This window comes from Acuticoccus kalidii, assembly GCF_021556395.1.
In the GTDB taxonomy this organism is placed as follows: Bacteria; Pseudomonadota; Alphaproteobacteria; order Rhizobiales; family Amorphaceae; genus Acuticoccus; species Acuticoccus kalidii.
On sequence record NZ_JAKGCS010000024.1, the window covers coordinates 634,129 to 649,316 of the forward strand.

At 64.9% G+C, this 15,188-nt stretch carries 13 protein-coding genes; all 13 read right to left on the minus strand.

Going from position 1 to position 15,188, the window contains the following annotated elements:
- Positions 1-110: 110 nt before the first annotated feature.
- Positions 111-1,103, minus strand: coding sequence for a phage late control D family protein (locus L1787_RS16435; RefSeq protein ID WP_235709910.1), 993 nt, complete (start codon positions 1,101-1,103; stop codon positions 111-113).
- Entirely contained in the window at positions 1,094-1,306 is a 213-nt protein-coding gene (locus L1787_RS16440) for a tail protein X (protein WP_369415107.1), read from the minus strand. Before L1787_RS16440 ends, L1787_RS16435 begins: the two co-directional genes overlap by 10 nt.
- Positions 1,303-1,767 (minus strand): phage tail protein, encoded by a 465-nt coding sequence (locus tag L1787_RS16445; protein WP_255720543.1) that lies wholly within the window; start codon positions 1,765-1,767, stop codon positions 1,303-1,305. The genes L1787_RS16440 and L1787_RS16445 overlap by 4 nt, the downstream gene beginning before the upstream one ends.
- The gene (locus tag L1787_RS16450; protein WP_235709913.1) at positions 1,764-4,877 is read right to left on the minus strand and encodes a phage tail tape measure protein; all 3,114 of its coding nucleotides are present in this window, start codon (positions 4,875-4,877) and stop codon (positions 1,764-1,766) included. Before L1787_RS16450 ends, L1787_RS16445 begins: the two co-directional genes overlap by 4 nt.
- 93 nt (positions 4,878-4,970) lie before the next feature.
- The gene (locus tag L1787_RS16455; RefSeq protein WP_235709914.1) at positions 4,971-5,294 is read right to left on the minus strand and encodes a phage tail assembly protein; all 324 of its coding nucleotides are present in this window, start codon (positions 5,292-5,294) and stop codon (positions 4,971-4,973) included.
- Between the two features lie 115 nt (positions 5,295-5,409).
- Positions 5,410-5,928 (minus strand): phage major tail tube protein, encoded by a 519-nt coding sequence (locus tag L1787_RS16460; protein WP_255720544.1) that lies wholly within the window; start codon positions 5,926-5,928, stop codon positions 5,410-5,412.
- Between the two features lie 26 nt (positions 5,929-5,954).
- The gene (locus L1787_RS16465) at positions 5,955-7,418 is read right to left on the minus strand and encodes a phage tail sheath subtilisin-like domain-containing protein (protein ID WP_235709916.1); all 1,464 of its coding nucleotides are present in this window, start codon (positions 7,416-7,418) and stop codon (positions 5,955-5,957) included.
- A gap of 136 nt (positions 7,419-7,554) precedes the next feature.
- Complete coding sequence (locus tag L1787_RS16470; protein WP_235709917.1) at positions 7,555-8,493, minus strand: hypothetical protein; 939 nt, start codon at positions 8,491-8,493, stop codon at positions 7,555-7,557.
- On the minus strand, positions 8,493-8,819 hold the full coding sequence (locus tag L1787_RS16475; protein WP_235709918.1) for a hypothetical protein: 327 nt from the start codon (positions 8,817-8,819) through the stop codon (positions 8,493-8,495). Before L1787_RS16475 ends, L1787_RS16470 begins: the two co-directional genes overlap by 1 nt.
- A gap of 9 nt (positions 8,820-8,828) precedes the next feature.
- Entirely contained in the window at positions 8,829-9,587 is a 759-nt protein-coding gene (locus tag L1787_RS16480) for a hypothetical protein (RefSeq protein WP_235709919.1), read from the minus strand.
- Positions 9,577-9,753 carry a hypothetical protein gene (locus L1787_RS16485; protein ID WP_235709920.1) on the minus strand — a complete coding sequence of 59 codons (177 nt, stop codon included), beginning with the start codon at positions 9,751-9,753 and terminating at the stop codon, positions 9,577-9,579. Before L1787_RS16485 ends, L1787_RS16480 begins: the two co-directional genes overlap by 11 nt.
- A 2-nt stretch (positions 9,754-9,755) precedes the next feature.
- A complete protein-coding gene (locus tag L1787_RS16490; protein ID WP_235709922.1) occupies positions 9,756-12,062 on the minus strand; it encodes a hypothetical protein in 2,307 nt (768 codons plus the stop codon).
- Entirely contained in the window at positions 12,063-15,116 is a 3,054-nt protein-coding gene (locus L1787_RS16495) for a phage tail protein I (protein WP_235709923.1), read from the minus strand.
- Between the last annotated feature and the right edge of the window lie 72 nt (positions 15,117-15,188).

Here is a 15,188-nt window from a genome sequence, read left to right on the forward strand (position 1 = left end):
CATGATCGGAAGGCGTCGCGAGCCGCGACCGTCTCAGCATGCGGCCGTTCGTGCCCGCATTACAGTACCAGAAGAGCCAGGATTTCTATCGCGCACTTGGCTTTGGACTCTTACGTTTTTGGTTTGCAGGTGATCGTCGTCCTTGCCGCGTCGGTACCCCAGCGATGCTCGACGTTGTCGGAGACCCAATTGCCGTCGACCATCGAGCGGATCCCCATCGCGATGACGTCCATTTCAGCCCGCACGTTCGCATCGCCATTGATCTCGAAGGTTGCGGACGCTTCGTCCCGCCCGAGTGATGCGGCCTTGGAGCGCGCCGCATGTTCGGCGAGCTCCTTGGTCGGATAGGGTTTTCGGATGCGAAAGGTCGGCGCCGCGGTGCCGGAAACGCCAATCTCGGAATGTGGGACCGGCGCCTCGACGATCTCGAGCTGCGACTTCTGTCGGTCGAACCAGGTCGCCTCGACCTTGTCGTGCTTGGCGCGCTCGCCAAACTCGCAGCTGTAGGAGACCAGGTTGCCGAATGGTGCGGGCGCGACGACGAAGGGACCAAGCCCTCCCTTCCCTTTCGGGATGACGATCATCACGTCGTTCTTGATCGTGACGGAGAGGTCGAATTCGTCGCGCAGCCGGGTCACATATTGCTGGTCGCTCTCTTCCTGCTGCGCGTGATAGGGCACCAAGATCGACGCGATCGACTCGTCAACTTTGGCGGACAGACTATTTCGGCCGGCGATCTCCTCGAAGATCTGACCAAGTGTTTTCTCAATATATTCCTTGGTCTGGCGCTGCTTGAGGGCGCTCGTCTGATCGGCGGCTCTGCCGGTCACGATGACCCTCTGCGGCCAGCCCTCCAGCTTCACGGTGTCCGCCGTGTACATCCCCATGAAGATGGTCGGCTGGTCATAACCGAGCCAGACGGCAAGCTTGGCCCCCGTCGACGGGAATGCTACCCGGCCGCCTTTGTCGTCGACGATGAACTGCACCGAGTCGCTTTCGAGCCCGGCCGCGTCGATGACTGTGATCTCGGCATTGAGTTCGGCCAGCGTCCCGGTGATATCGGTTCCATTGGCGGTGACCTTAAACCGAGGCTTTAGCGCCATAGATGGATTGCCGTGTCAGTCGTCGGAGCCGCGGGTAGCTCCGGCAGATAGACCGTCTCGCCACCGGCGAGCCGATAGGTGTTGAGGAGATGAGGATTCGCTTCGAGCATGGCCTCGAAGCCTCTGTCGCAGCGGCCATAATGCTTCCAGGCGAGTGCATCCAGCATGTCGCCCTCCACGGCCGTGTAAGCGAGCATCGTCATTGGAACAGCTGGTAGGCCCCCGTGAGTCCGACCTGGGGGATGGTCTGGGAGATGCCGAGGCCGGCTCCGCTGAACATCGGACCATCGGAGAGGAGCTTGATGTCGACCTCAACGCGCTGGGCGACGCCGGCGGCATCGAAATAGCGCATCTTCTCGTAGATATCCTCGATCAGAAAGCGCCCCCAGACTTCGCCGCTGATCGAAGCGAGAGTGAAAACCTCCCCCGCTTCCGCATCGCGTCTCATCCCGTCGACCTGATCAAGACCGCGCCCTCCGAGAAACCGCGGATAGAGCGTCGCCTCGATCCGGACCTCCTGAGCTTCCGAACCACTGTGGTGCATCGACGGACGGGACCCTTGGATCTTCACACGGCCGATTCGAGGCGACGTTCGTCGATCGATGCCGTGCATCGGGACATTCAGAACGTCGAAACGATAGGGCCCGAGGCCGAATAGCGTCATGATCCAGTCGCCCCGATATCTTCGAGCGCGCTACCCGAGCGGAAATCGAGTGCGCGAAGCACCTCGGCCGCCGCGCTGCGCGGGTCCGTCGAGCTGATGTGGAAGGTGGCGTAGATGGTCGGCCCGCTGCCCGCTGAGGAGCGAGGTTGCCCCCCATCGCGCTGCACCGGTACGGCTCGCAAGACAGGCTCCTGTTCCGTGCGCTGCTCGGGAGACAGACCCCGAATGCCCGCCACGATCTCGGACAGCGCCGCCGGTGGCGCCTGCACCGCATGTGCGGGGAACGCCGCGGCGATCGAGGCCGCGATGCCCGTCGCCGCCGCTGACGCGGGACCAGACCGCATGCCGCCGGCAAGCTGCTCGACGATCTTGCGGCCCATCAATGGAAGCTCTCGCAACGGGCCTTCCTTCGCCGGACTCGCCGGGAACTTGTTCGCCACGGCCTGCGCGAGCTGCGTCGAGGCCGCGTTCACCTCCCCTGCCCGCGACCGCATCCCCGCAGCGAGCTGCGACACCGCCGTTGCGCCTGAGACAAAGAGCCGGCCGCTCAGACCGTCGAACGCACCGATGATGCGAAGCGCCCCGCTCTGCGCCTCGGAGACGGCCCCGGCCATCCCCTCCGCGATACCGTTGCGGATCTCCTCGGCCATCGCCTGCGCCGCCGCGGACGTCTGCCCGCCGCCGTCGAGCAGAATGCCGATGAACAAGTCCACCTTTTGCCGGAGGCTGTCCTCGGCGCCGACGAGGAGCCCCTCGAGCTCGGACCGCGCCGCCTCGAGGGATGCCTTTTGCTCCTCCGTCGGCCGCATGCCCCGCGCGGTGCTCGCCACCGACTGAATGGCGGCGATCTCTCTGGACAGCGTCAGGATGCGCTCGGCGCGCGCCTCCGCCTCGGCGAGCGCTTCCGGGCTCGTCGGCGCCTTGAGGTTGACCACGTCGCGTTGGATGGCACCGCTCGCCCACTCGCTTTGCCAATCGCGCGGCGGCGAGTCCTGGAACTTCCCGAGCAAGCTGTTGATCGCCCCGATGAGCCCCTGGCCGAGGGTGTGCACCGCGCCGACGAGCTTGCCCTCGTCAGCCGAACGGTTCGCCTGTGCGCCCTTCGCGATCTCCTGGACCTGGTCCCATAGCCCGATGGCGCCGAGCGCACCGACCGCGCCGGCGCCGACGCGAACGGCACCACGCCCGACGCGTGGCCCGCGCGGCGCCGCCGGCTTACCCTCCGGCGTCGGAGAAGGTGATGATGGCGCGGTCGCCTTCTCCTGTGGCGTCGGAACCTTCGGACCTTTGCCGTTCCCGCCCGCCTTACCACCAACTCCGGCACTGAAGAGTCCGCCGATCCGCTTCATGCCGCCCACGGCGCGGCCGAGGGCGCGGATCGACCATCCCACGGCGACGATGCCCGCCGCGATTTTCCACCATGGCTGGCTCGCCAGGCGATCGAAGAAATCGCCAATGCCCTGCGCACCGCTCACGGCATCCGCGATCGCGGTGATCCCCTCGGCGAGGACGACGAGGCGGCCGAGCGGCGAGAAGAGAAGACGGATGCTAAGGGCGAACACCGCCGCGCCGAGACGCTTCAGCACTTCGATGCCGGCGATCGCCGCCCCGGTGCCCAGAACGCCGAGGCCGTCGACGATCTTGCCGAGCGCGGCGCCGAGCTCCGACAGCTTCGACATGTCGCCGCCCATGATGCCCGACAGCGCCGCGCCGAGGTCGCGCGACTGGTTGGTGATGCGCTGAATCACCCCTTCCGCGCGCTTGGTCGCTTTCGCGATCTCCGCCGGCCCAGCATCGGAATCGAGCTGCCGGCCGAAAAGAAACTCGTCGAACGCCTGAAACTGCTCTCGAACGCCCCTGAACATGTCCGTCTCGCCGAGGCCGAGCCCCTCGGCGAGCCCGCGCCAGGCTGCGCCGATCCGCGTCACGACCGTGTCGTTCGCTCGTCCGATCCTGCCCAGGCGATCCGAGGCAGCGTTGGCGAAGTCGGCGATCGCGGGAAGAAGGGTCGAACCGAACCCCGTCGAGATTCTGGAAATGTTGTTCCACAATCGCTTGAGCGCGGCGTCGGCGTCGGCGCTCGTCAAGGCGAAGGCGCGGTCGACGCTGCCGACATAGTTCGATTCGTTCGCAAGCGCCTTCAGCCGGTCGATGATCTTGTCGACATTCTCCGCGATCGCGGCGCCGTCATCGCCATATTCGAGGCCGAGGAAGTCGGTGAGAAGGCCGGAGCGCTGCTCCGCGCCGAGCGACTTGGTCAGCTCAAAGAACGTCGTCAGCGCCTCAACCGGCGCCTCATAAAACTTCTGTTGCAGCTTGCGCGAATAGCCCTTGCCGGCGATGGCATCGAGCGCCTTGACAGCCTTCTTGTTGGAGGCGAGCCCCGACATCTTCGTGAGGATCGCCTTCATCGACGTGCCGACGATCGAGGATTCGATGCCGACCTCTCGAAGCGAGGCGCCGAAGGCAAGGACGTCTTGAGCGCCGAGGCCGAACGTCTTCGCCGTGGCGCCCGAGCGCAGGAGGATATCGATCAAATCCTTTTCGGACGCACCCGCGGAGTCGGCGACGTAGTTGATCGCGTCGGCCAGCTTCGTCAGCCCATCCATGTTGAGCTGATAGGCGTTCTTCACCTGCGACAGCAGTGTGCCTGTCTCGGCGCCGGACATGTCGAAGGCCGTTGCCGCCTTCGCGCCGAGCATGGCGAAACGCTCGAGGTCGGCCGATGCGATGCCGAACTGACCGGCCATTGCGACCAGTTTGCCGAGCTCGTCCCGCGCGACCGGCGTCGCGTTGGAGATTCGGATGATCGACTCTCGCATTTTTTCGAGACCGGCCGGCGACAGCGTCGTCTTTTTGGCGATCTCCGTCATCACCGACTGGAACTTCATCGCGGCGCCGACGGTGCCGCCGATCCCGCGGGTCAGCGCCTGATAACCGACGAACCCGGCGGCCATATTCCGCAAGGACGCGGCCGGCAGGATCGGCGACGACGCTGCCATCGACTTTATGCGCTGGTTAAAGCCGTCGAGCCGACCGGCAAGTTTCTGCATCGGGCGGGTGATGCGGTCGTTCAACTGAAGCGTGAGCCGCGAGATCAAATTCGCCATATTATCGGCCCTTACCCTTTCCGCCGCCGTTGATCCGCTGATGCATGCGAAGCGCCGCAGACGCCCACGTCATCGCCTCGTCGGGCGTCAATCTCAGGACGTCGCGGGGACTCCAGTGGAGGACGTGGGCAATGAAGGCGACAACGTCTCGCCAGTCGTCGGCGCGTCCTCCATCGGCTTTCCCATAAGGGTGTCCTCCAACTGATCTTCGATCTTGACCGCCCACGTCGCCGGCTGTGCGTCGATGACAGCGCGGGGGACGTCGGCCAGCGATGCGAGCGTCATGAAAAGCCGCTCAACATCGTTTGCGGCGTCGGCCGCCGCGATCATGTCCTTGACGGTGATTTCCTCGCGGACATCGATTTCCGAGTAGGTCGTGCTGCCGATCGTGACCGGCTTTCCCAACGTGATTTTCATGGTTCTCTCTCTTTTATATCATCTCAAGTTCGCCGTCGCTGACCTTCAGTGACTATTCGGTGATGAAGGTCAGCGGCTGGATCGGCTCGCTCACGCGAATTACTAACGGCCCGGATCAGAAACCGAGGGCGGAGTTGATGGGCGCGTTGACGTCCACACCGTCGACGATTTTCTTCATATTGAGGATGTCGACTTCGTGGATCAGTTCGTCGCCGTGCATCAGCTTGTAGTAAATGATGCTTCCGACAGTGTAGCCGACGCCGGAAATGCTCCCGCGCTCCCACTGTGCCGCGTCCGGTTCGGAGAGCCGCCCCGTCAGCACGATCTCGATCGTCTTGGTGTCCCCGGTGACATCGGAGACGGCCGCGCCGCGGAAAGTGATCGTGTCCGTCTGGCCGATCGGAATACCCACGCGACGGATCACGTTGCGGTTCCAGGTGGCGAGCGAGAATGAAGCGTCCGACAGCGTGGTCCCGAGCGGGACGCTCACGGCGGCCGGCATACCGCCGCCGTGAAAGTCGTCGGTCAGATCCCCGATCATCGGAGGCGTGATCGACTGGATCTCGATCGCCATCTCCTTAGCGGAGACGAAGCTGGCGATGGAGCCCGTGAAGGCTCGGATAATGTCGCGCATGGTGGCCTCCTTGAGCCGCTACTGGATCAGAGCGCCAGACGCTCAAGTTCCCGGGCCGCATTGCGCGCGAGCTCGGTGTAGTAGCCAGTGTTGCGGTGGTAGTGGAAAATGATGTGCTCGGCCGGCGCCGCGGGCTCGGCGTCGTAGCTGACGTAGACCTCGCCGATCAGGAACGATTCCGGCGTGTTGTAAGCAGGGTCCAACCACACGCGTGACCCGATGGTCGCCCCCCGCGCCACCAGGCGGCGGAGCCCCGCCGAAGCGGTCTCCCCGATGTTCTTGAGCAGATCGATCGAGAACGGCTCGTCGACGAACGCGCGGCAAGCGAGCTCGACACTCTCGACGATGACGTCGGAGGTGCGTCGCACCGACCAGAAGGCCGTGACACTGTCGCCGCTCGTCGTCCGGTTGCCCCAGAACAGGAAGCCGCCGGAAGACCGATCACGGATGATCGTCGAGACCTCGTTGTCATTGAGATATTCGGCGTCGGTGTTCGGGTCGGACCATCCGTGCGAGATGGGCCGCGCCGTGCCGAGGATGCCGAGAACCTGCTTGTTCGAGGGCGAATGCCAGAAGCCGCGCTGCTGATCGACGCGGACCTGGAGGCCGGCAAGACGGGCCGAGGGTGGATCGGTGACGATCGCACCATCCTTGGCGATCTTGCACCACGGATCGACGATCATCACCCGGTCGGTGCCGTAGTCCTGACGAGCCAACACGGCTGCGGCATTCGTGGTGTTCGGCCCGTCGACGACGACCATGGCGCGCATCGGCCCGGCGATCGCCTCGAGTTCTTTGCCCACCGGGTTCGCGACTGTCCCGAGCGTCGCCGTCGCCGTTGCCGTGTCGCCGTCTTCAGGGGCCGCAATCGCGATCGTCGGCGCCTCCGAATAGCCGGCGCCGGGGTTCTCGATGATGATCGCCGTCACCACTCCGGCGACAGAGACCACGGCTCGTGCGCTGAAGCCGGCGCCACTTCCACCCGTCGTGGTGATCGCTGGCGGGTTCTCCCGATCGTAGCCAGAGCCGCCGGCGCTGATCGTGACCGACGCGACGCCGTCCGTCGGGCGCACCGCGGTGAATCCCGACGCGATAAGAATCCGTGGCACGATGGAGAACATCGACTCGGACTTGCGGAGCGCGTGGGCACCAGTGAGCTGAAGCCGATTGCCCAGGATGTTCCACATGGTCGCGGTGACATCGAGCTCGCCTTCGTCGAGTACCTCTTCGACACGAACCACGACGATGGTGGCGTTCGCCTGATCCCAGATCGCGTCGAGGGCGTCCGGGATGGTGCCGGACAGGCCGAGGCCTTCCGGGAGGCTGCTCTGTCCGGTGATCAGCACAGGCTCATTGAGCGGCCAGTTGGTCTCATCCGCGTCGGGCGCCGTCCCGATGAGCCCGATATAGGACAAGTCGATGAATTCGACGGCGCGAGGAACGTTAGTGAACTCGCGCGTAGTGAGGCCGTGGAAGCGGGAATCCACCATTCTTCATCACCTCTTGGATTTCAGGCCGGCGATATGCGCGCACGGCAACGGGCGCGGGCGGCGTAGGCCACCCACGTTGTGGGATTGTCAGGAGTGGCTCGGCGCTGACGGCGAGCCGCGATCATGTTGAGTGCTGCTATTCGTCGGCGGTTCGGGTCGCCGGAAACTGCCGGAGCTGACCGGGCCAAATGATGCGGACCGCGCCGGGGCCGCCTTTGCCGTAGCGCGCGTTGGTGAATGGGATTCCTCGGGCGCCGACCTGGATCGTCAGGGTCTCGCCCGCGACGACAGGCGCATAGTTGACCCAGGAGAGTTCGCCGCCTCCGCCACCGTACGTGGCGCCGGTATCGCCGTCCCCGCCACCTCCACCGCCGATCCCGTTTGCGTCGCCGCCGCGACCGGATGTCGTCATCGAGCCGCTAGCGCCTCCCGAGCCTCCGCCACCGGGCGCACTCGGTGAGGATCCGCCAGGGCCGTTAGCGCCTTGCCCGTAAAGCTCGACGCCACCGCCGGCGCCGCCGCCGTTGCCGAATACGGCCGGGCCGCCGGCGCCACCGCCACCGCCACCGCCTGCACCGCTTTGGCCATTGGTGTCGAATGTCACGCCGCCACGACCGCCATTGCCGGTATAGCCGCCGGCACCACCACCGCCGCCGCGGTTCTCGGTGTTGCCGCCCGCCCCACCATTGCCGCCGCCATGCTTCACGCCGCCAGCGCCGCCGGCGGACGGGGTCGATGGGTGGTTGCCCGCCTTACCTCCGACTGCGGAACACAGCGTCGTCACCCCGCGTTTGACGGAGGATTCACCGCCGTGCGCGAGGGATGCGTTGTAGACCCCATACGCGCCGGCCCCGCCGCCGCCGACGGCCACGATTGCGACCATCGTCACGCCGTCCGGGACGACCCAGCTATAGGAGCCGGGCGTTTTCCATTCGGCCTGTCCCGCGGTGGGCGGCTCGATGTCGTCCGAGATGCGCGATAGCGCCGGGCCGATCGACCGAAACTTCGAGGCGACAGGGTTGACGGTCGAGGATAACGACCGTTGCCGCGTCGAGAGCCGCGTGAAGCGCGGCATCAGGCATCCTCTTCGATCACGCAGACCGACATCTCGGCATCACCGGTCGCCGATGCGGATGCTCGGATCTTGTCACCCGCCTCGAGCACGAGCCCGCCGGCGACGACGCTGATCGCGTCGCCAGGAATGACCGTTGTGCTGAGGCAGAGCCGGGTCACCGCGTTGGACGCCGAGGCATCCGTCCACCACACCGTCACAACCGCCGGATTCGATCCGTCGACATTGGCGACCTGGCACATCGTCACGAGCGCAGTCTTGCCGTCCGGGCACGTGTAGGCGTCCGCCGCCGAGGTGGTCAGCGCCAGCCGCGCATTCCGATTTGCCATGAAACGCCTCTAGAGGGTTGAGGCGATCCAGAATGATCGCCGTGTCGCCGCTGCCTGCGCAGTTTCGGCGGAGAGCGCCGCCGCATCCGCAGCGATCACCGCGGCGCTCGCCGACGTGCTCGCATTGTTGCGATAGGCGAGAGCGTCGTTTCGAGCGGACACAGCCGTCGCCGCCGAGCTCGCCGCTGCGCCTGCCGCACCGGATAGCTCCTCGGCCGCATCCGTCACGGTCACGAGTGCCGAGGAGACATCGTCCCAGATGTCGATCACCGCTCGGATGACGGCCGATTCGCTGGTGATCTCCCAATCGCTGTAGGGGCCGCCTGACCCGACGATGTGCCGTATCGTCACCAGCAGCTCGCCGGTCTCGCTGTCGTAGCTGATGACCTCGCCGATCGCGCTGAACTCGTAGCCGCCCGACCGGGCGATCCCGACGAAGCTCGACGGACGGAACGTTGCCCGCTGCGAGCCTTCATCGGCCACGAAGACGAACTGCTCCCCCTCCGTCAGCGTCAACGACGTCGACGACGTGATCATCAGGAAGCCGAGCTTCGCCGCTTCGGAGACTTGCTCGATCAGCGGCTGCACGTACTCGAAGAAATTGCTCACGCCGATGGAATTGAGGCGGTTGACCGCCTCCTCCCAATCGGGTGCGAAGCTCTCCAGCTTCGTAAAGCGCGCCTGGATGTCGGCGAGGACCTGATTGACGAAGATGACGTCGATTGGGTCGGTCGGCTGGCGCCGATAAAGGTTGCCGTTATTCGGCACTCGCCAGGTGCTCCCGGAGCTTGTGCGCCAGCGCGCCGCGCATCTCGTAGGAGCGCGGCCGTCCGTAGCTGTCGAACGGACGCCAGCGAACGCCCTCGGCGGTCACGGCCTTCTTGAAGCGAACCGTGTAATTGGTCTCCGGGTCGAAGACGAAGTTCTCATCCATGATTAAGAGCTCCCGTAGGTGAAGACCTTTTGCAGGGCGTAGATGTTCGTCGTGTCGGTCGTCGTCCCCTCCACCTTGATCTGGCAGACCTGGAGGCTGACGCCCGTGAAGGTCCGGAAGAAGGTGATCTTCGTCGGGTCGGCGGGATCGACTTCCGAGTCCGAAGCGTCCGCCGTTTCGCTCCCACCGCCGTCTGGCAAGAGCGTCACGGTGATGTCGTGGTCCGATCCGTCGAAGTTCGCGCAGGTCACTTCGATGACAACCGTCGTGACGGTTTGCCCGAAGTCGACATCATTGCTGATCCAGGTAAGTTCGTCGTCAGGCCGCCATGCCTCATAGTCAGCGTCGGTGAAGTCGATCGCCGGCATGAGGTCGGTCGTACCGGTGAAGATGGCCCGCATATTGAGGACCGTCGGAAGACTGCCGAGCGGATCCGAGTTCTCGGCATTGTCGATCGGGTACCAGGCCCCGGAGCCATTCGGCTGATAGCTCAGCATAAGGCTCGTGCCTTCAGGCTCGATCGCACCGATATTGCTGTCGACCGAGAGGATCCCACCGGGCAGCGAGAGAGGAGCCAGCTGCACAACGGTCCGAGTCTGCGCGAAGCGGCAATAGTAGATCTGGATCGCGAGATCGAGATTCGGATTGATGTCGCTCCACACGCCGTCGTTCGCGGTCTGCAACGAGCCTTGAAGGTACTTATTGCCCGAGACGCAGGCCAACGAATGGCTCGCATCCGTAGTCAAAACGACCGCGTATTGCATGCCAGGTTCGAGAAGCGTCGGCTTGAACGGCACATCGGTCCGGGCCGGCCAGAGATTGATCGACCCGCTGGAGATCGTGGTGGTCGCCACGACGGCCTCGGTGTTCGGCACGCCGTCGACCGTCTCGCAAATCTGGACGGTGACGTCGCCACTCCCCTTCGCGGCGAAATAGAGCCCGATTTTCGGCACGTAACCGGCGGACGAGGACAGGAACGTCTGGGCGATGTTTCGCCCCGCCACACCGGTCTCGACGTAGTGCCAAGGATGATAGACGAAGCGGGCCCAATCCTTCCACCAACGCTTTCGGCGTTGGACCTTGGCAAGACGGCGCCGCTCGATCAGCGACAGACGGCTTTCCCAGACGTCGTAGTCGGGGTGCCAGTTCGAATCGAGCGCCTTGCGCCAGAGCGCAAAATAGCCGGACGTCAGATAAGAGACGAGCAAGGACGCGGGATGCGGCGTTTTATAGGCCGAGCCCCAACGATGCCGGATCCGACCGCAGCGCAGATGACGCCAGTGAATCGTGTGGGACTGCTTGTCCGAGAAGGACACGTCCGCATCCCGACCGACCACGTCGATCCGCAGCTCCTCCTCCCAGTACGGAAGAGTGAGATTGTCGACGGTCTTCACGAGCGGATCGTTGGCCGCAAACAGCGCGAACTTGCTCGTCACCGAGCCGTTTGATGCCGGCGGCGGGAACGTTGCGCCATCGTCGATCCGCGCTGCGTAATCGGGGTGCGTGGTGTTCGACCCGCTTTCGTCGCGGAAGTTCTCAATGTAATAGGCCGCCGCCGTATCCGGCACGTCGACCACATCCTTCAACTCCGCAAGATCCCGGAACACCTGCCGAAACGTGATCGGGCCAGGCAGCGCGTCGAGCTGATTGATCGTGTTCGACAGATCGGTTTCGAGGCTGTCGACACGACCGAAAACCTGGTTCTGGCGCGCCTGCATCTGGTTGACGGACGAGGCCAGGGATTCGTTGCTCGGCAAACGCCGCGAAGTGTTCAGCGTGATCCCGGTTTCGTCCTCGAGCCCCGCCGTCGTCAGGGTGATCCATCCGATCGCAACCTGCCCGCCGGGCGCGGCCGGCGCGGTCGGCGATGGCGACGGATCGGAATAGAGCGCCGCGGCGGCCGCGAAGCGGTCGTCCCGGGTCGCTGTGCTGCGGCTTTCCGTCGTGACAAGATCATTCGTCGGATCTTTCAGGAACTCACGAGGCGCATTGCCGGCGGGAGCCTGATTGGCCGACACGCAGATCGTGACGATCCGCTTGTTGCCTCCGGCTTGCGGAAGATCGTTGTCAAAGTCGAAGGTGTGCTCGGTCCGGAGCGGGTAGACCTTGCCGCCGCTCCAGAATGAACCGAGGGTCAGCGTGGCCTGAAGGTTGGACACCCGCTGAATCGTGAAGTCGGCCCAATAGAGGCCGGTCCCGACGGCCTGGGCGCCGACACGGTCGAGCCCCTCCCGACCGAATGCCCCGATGTTGTTCAGGAATTCGGTCGAGATCTTTTGCGCCGACGAGATCGTGGCGATGCGGTCCATTCACAGCCTCCTGCGGGCTCGGCGCGAGCCAAATTTGACAGAGCCGTCCAACGGGATCGGCGCTCGCAGATCGAGCCGCTCTGCCATCGTGAAAGTGACCTGGATTTCGTCCCGCAGCGCTTTCGCCGCGCGGATCGCTTCCCAGGCCGTGAAGTAGTTCGAAAGGTCGTCCTCGGACGCGAAGCAGAAGTCCGCCACCGAGACATCGGCATAGCCATGTGGCGGCCTTGCCCGCCCCGGGAAATCCGCGAGGAGATAGGCCGTGTAGGGGTCCGGCTGCGTCCAAGAGAAGTCCGTATAGGCCCCGGCCGGTCGCGCATCGATCGGCGGGGTCTCGCGGCTGACGATGTACCAGCGATCGTAATAGGCCAACTCGGCCTGATCATTGAATGCGAACGCATGGTCAGACACGGCGACGTTCGCCGCGTAGAAATGCGGAACCGTCCTCGTGACATTGACCCGCTCGGGCCAGACTTCCGTCGTTTCCAGCGACGGGGTCAACGTCTCGACGATGAGGTCGACGTCCGACGTCTCGCCATAGGTGCGGACCGTCGTCGTGATGATCTCGGGATCGATCTGATCGACCAACCACGCATGATCGACGAACGTGTTCGCATCGGCGAAGGGCGTATAAGGGCCGGCCCGCCGCGGGATTGTCACCCGCTCGACCAGATCCTCCGTGACGGTTGCCCGTGTCTCGTCATACTCCCAGCGCTGGAGTGCGATCTCCTCCCCATCCTTGGGGTCGAAGATATAGCTTCGCCGTCCGTGAACCGTCTCCGGCGTGTCGGGCCACCCCCAGCCGTAATCGGCGAAGGCATGGTCGGCGAAATGCTCCACTCGAAGGGCGTCGCGGGTGTCGTTTCGCGTGTAGACGCGCAGCTGTTTCAGCGATGCCTTCCAGGCCGCCGTCACCTCGGCAGCACGATCCGGCAGCGCCCACGGCCGATCTGAAGGCGTCAGCGTGTCGACGAGGCGCGCGCCGATCGCCTCGAAATATCCCGCGAACGCTCCCTCAGTGCCCTTGATCCGGTGGAGCGGGAGCATCCGCGCCGTGATCCGGCGCTTCGTCTCTGCATCCCAATTCCGGCGCCAGATGTCGGCGGAGACCGACCAACCGAGCCACGGAATGAAGCCATCGGGAATGTCTTGCGGCCGATAAAGCAGACGCAAGTCGACCGGGATCGTATCGATCCGCTCGCCGAAAACATCGTCGAACGCGAGCTCTTGTGGCGTCGACCCCAAGGGCAGAAGCCGATTGTCGGTCAACAGGTCACGGCGCGACCCAATCGTCGGAAGGCGCTCGATCGTCGGCGTGACGTCGACGCTCCCGAGCTTGACCTCGGCGTTCTCGTGCGCAGGCAATGGATCGACCTCGATCGGCACGTTGACGCCCCCCATCGCCGCAGCCCCTGTGAGGGCGTCGCTCGTCGCAGGGAACGGCTCAACTGTGATGGGGATGTCGGCGCCAGCGAGAACAACCTCCTGCACTTCAGCGCCTGCCATCGGCGCAATGCTCGGCGTGAGGTCGACGCTGGACAGCTCCGCATATTCCGTTGCGGTCGCCGACAATGTGCCGACGGTGACCGAAGCTCGGATGTCGGTGAAGGCGACCCCGTCACCCTGGACAGCGCGGATTGCCCCGACCGTCACCGCGAGCGACACCGACCCGAGCGGCGCCGGCACGCGCTCCACCGCTGACATGGGCGCCGTGCCGATGGGGACATCGACAGACGCAAGATCCGCCGCTTCCTCGAGGTGGACGGCAAGCGCATCAACCGCCAACCGCACGTCGACTGCGCTGAGCCCGACGGTGGAGCCTTCGCGCGCATCGGTTGCCGTGGTCGTCACCGCGATATCGACGGATGCAAAGCGGACAAGCTGCTTCGCCGCGACCGAGAGCGGCTCGACGGCCAAGGAAACATCGACGCCCCTCAGCGTCAGCGCTTCCTCGCTGGCGATTGTCAGCGGCTCGACACTCACCGCGCTGACGGTGCCGCTCAGCGCCACGGGCCGCGTCTCGCCCACTGCCATAGCGGACGCTGTCGGCTGCATGACGATAGACGCGAGCCCGATCGCTTCCACAGTGATCCCGCCCATAGGCGCGATGCTGACCGGAATACCGATTCCGACGAGGTCCGCAGCCTCGGCGATCTCGACTGACAACGGCTCGATCGTGATGTCGACCGTCACCCCGGTAAGGCCAAGCGCCATGGACTCGGACACCAAGAGGCCGGAAACCGCCACGGGCACGCCGATCGAGTCAAGGCCCACCACAGCGGCCTCGGCGGCCGCCAACGGCTCGACCGTGATGGCAATACCCGCGGCTCCAAGCGACGCTTGTTCCGCCGCTTCTACCGAGAGCGCGGCAACAGCGACCGGGAGGTCGATCGGCACCAAATCGACTGCGCCGGCCTCGTAAACGGCGATCGGTTGGACAGCGACCGGAATGGCCACGTCCACGAGGGGACCGGCATCCTCATCTGGCGCCGGCGCCCAAGTCGACTGCGTGTTGTACCAGATCGAGAGCGTGCCGAGCGACGAAGACGGCCAAGCGGTGGAGGGCGACGCGGGCGCACCATCGCCGCCATAGCGACCCCAGCCGCCGTCCCCGTTGCCGGTCCAGACGTCATAGGTCCAGTCGGCGCCCCAATCACCGCCTTCGCCGATCAGGTCATTGTCGAGCCAGAGCTTCGCCCATTTGTTGACCGGGTCGAACTCCCAGGTGAGATCGTGCGTCTCGCCCTCGAGCCCAAGCGCCGAGACGTTTACGCCGACATAGCGCGTCGCCGAGGTGCCGCCGTCGCCGAACCGCAGCGTGATGTAGTTTTGGCCGCCGGATACGGAGATCCAAATCTGCGCGCCGTCCTGGAACCAGTTGTTCCCGACCTCGAAGAGGATGTAGTTGCCCCACGTCGCCGGGAAGGTGACGCTGGCGCCACGCATGACGACCGGTTGGCTTCGACGCGCTTCTGAGGGCGATCCGAAGGTCTGCCCCTGGCTGTACGTGGCGCTGGGAGTGCCGAGACCTGCAATGGGGCTGGGGTTCGGCATACTGGCCTCGTGGGGCGCGTGACTCTGGTCGTCCCTGGATCATCGCCAGGTGATGGTGGCCCCCTTCAAACT

Excerpts from the sequence above, each read along its gene's own strand:
- L1787_RS16435 (WP_235709910.1), bottom strand. The coding sequence starts at position 1,103 with ATGGCGCTAAAGCCTCGGTTTAAGGTCACCGCCAATGGAACCGATATC.
- L1787_RS16440 (WP_369415107.1), bottom strand. The coding sequence starts at position 1,306 with ATGACGATGCTCGCTTACACGGCCGTGGAGGGCGACATGCTGGATGCA.
- L1787_RS16445 (WP_255720543.1), bottom strand. The coding sequence starts at position 1,767 with ATGACGCTATTCGGCCTCGGGCCCTATCGTTTCGACGTTCTGAATGTC.
- L1787_RS16450 (WP_235709913.1), bottom strand. The coding sequence starts at position 4,877 with ATGGCGAATTTGATCTCGCGGCTCACGCTTCAGTTGAACGACCGCATC.
- L1787_RS16455 (WP_235709914.1), bottom strand. The coding sequence starts at position 5,294 with ATGAAAATCACGTTGGGAAAGCCGGTCACGATCGGCAGCACGACCTAC.
- L1787_RS16460 (WP_255720544.1), bottom strand. The coding sequence starts at position 5,928 with ATGCGCGACATTATCCGAGCCTTCACGGGCTCCATCGCCAGCTTCGTC.
- L1787_RS16465 (WP_235709916.1), bottom strand. The coding sequence starts at position 7,418 with ATGGTGGATTCCCGCTTCCACGGCCTCACTACGCGCGAGTTCACTAAC.
- L1787_RS16470 (WP_235709917.1), bottom strand. The coding sequence starts at position 8,493 with ATGCCGCGCTTCACGCGGCTCTCGACGCGGCAACGGTCGTTATCCTCG.
- L1787_RS16475 (WP_235709918.1), bottom strand. The coding sequence starts at position 8,819 with ATGGCAAATCGGAATGCGCGGCTGGCGCTGACCACCTCGGCGGCGGAC.
- L1787_RS16485 (WP_235709920.1), bottom strand. The coding sequence starts at position 9,753 with ATGGATGAGAACTTCGTCTTCGACCCGGAGACCAATTACACGGTTCGC.
- L1787_RS16490 (WP_235709922.1), bottom strand. The coding sequence starts at position 12,062 with ATGGACCGCATCGCCACGATCTCGTCGGCGCAAAAGATCTCGACCGAA.
- L1787_RS16495 (WP_235709923.1), bottom strand. The coding sequence starts at position 15,116 with ATGCCGAACCCCAGCCCCATTGCAGGTCTCGGCACTCCCAGCGCCACG.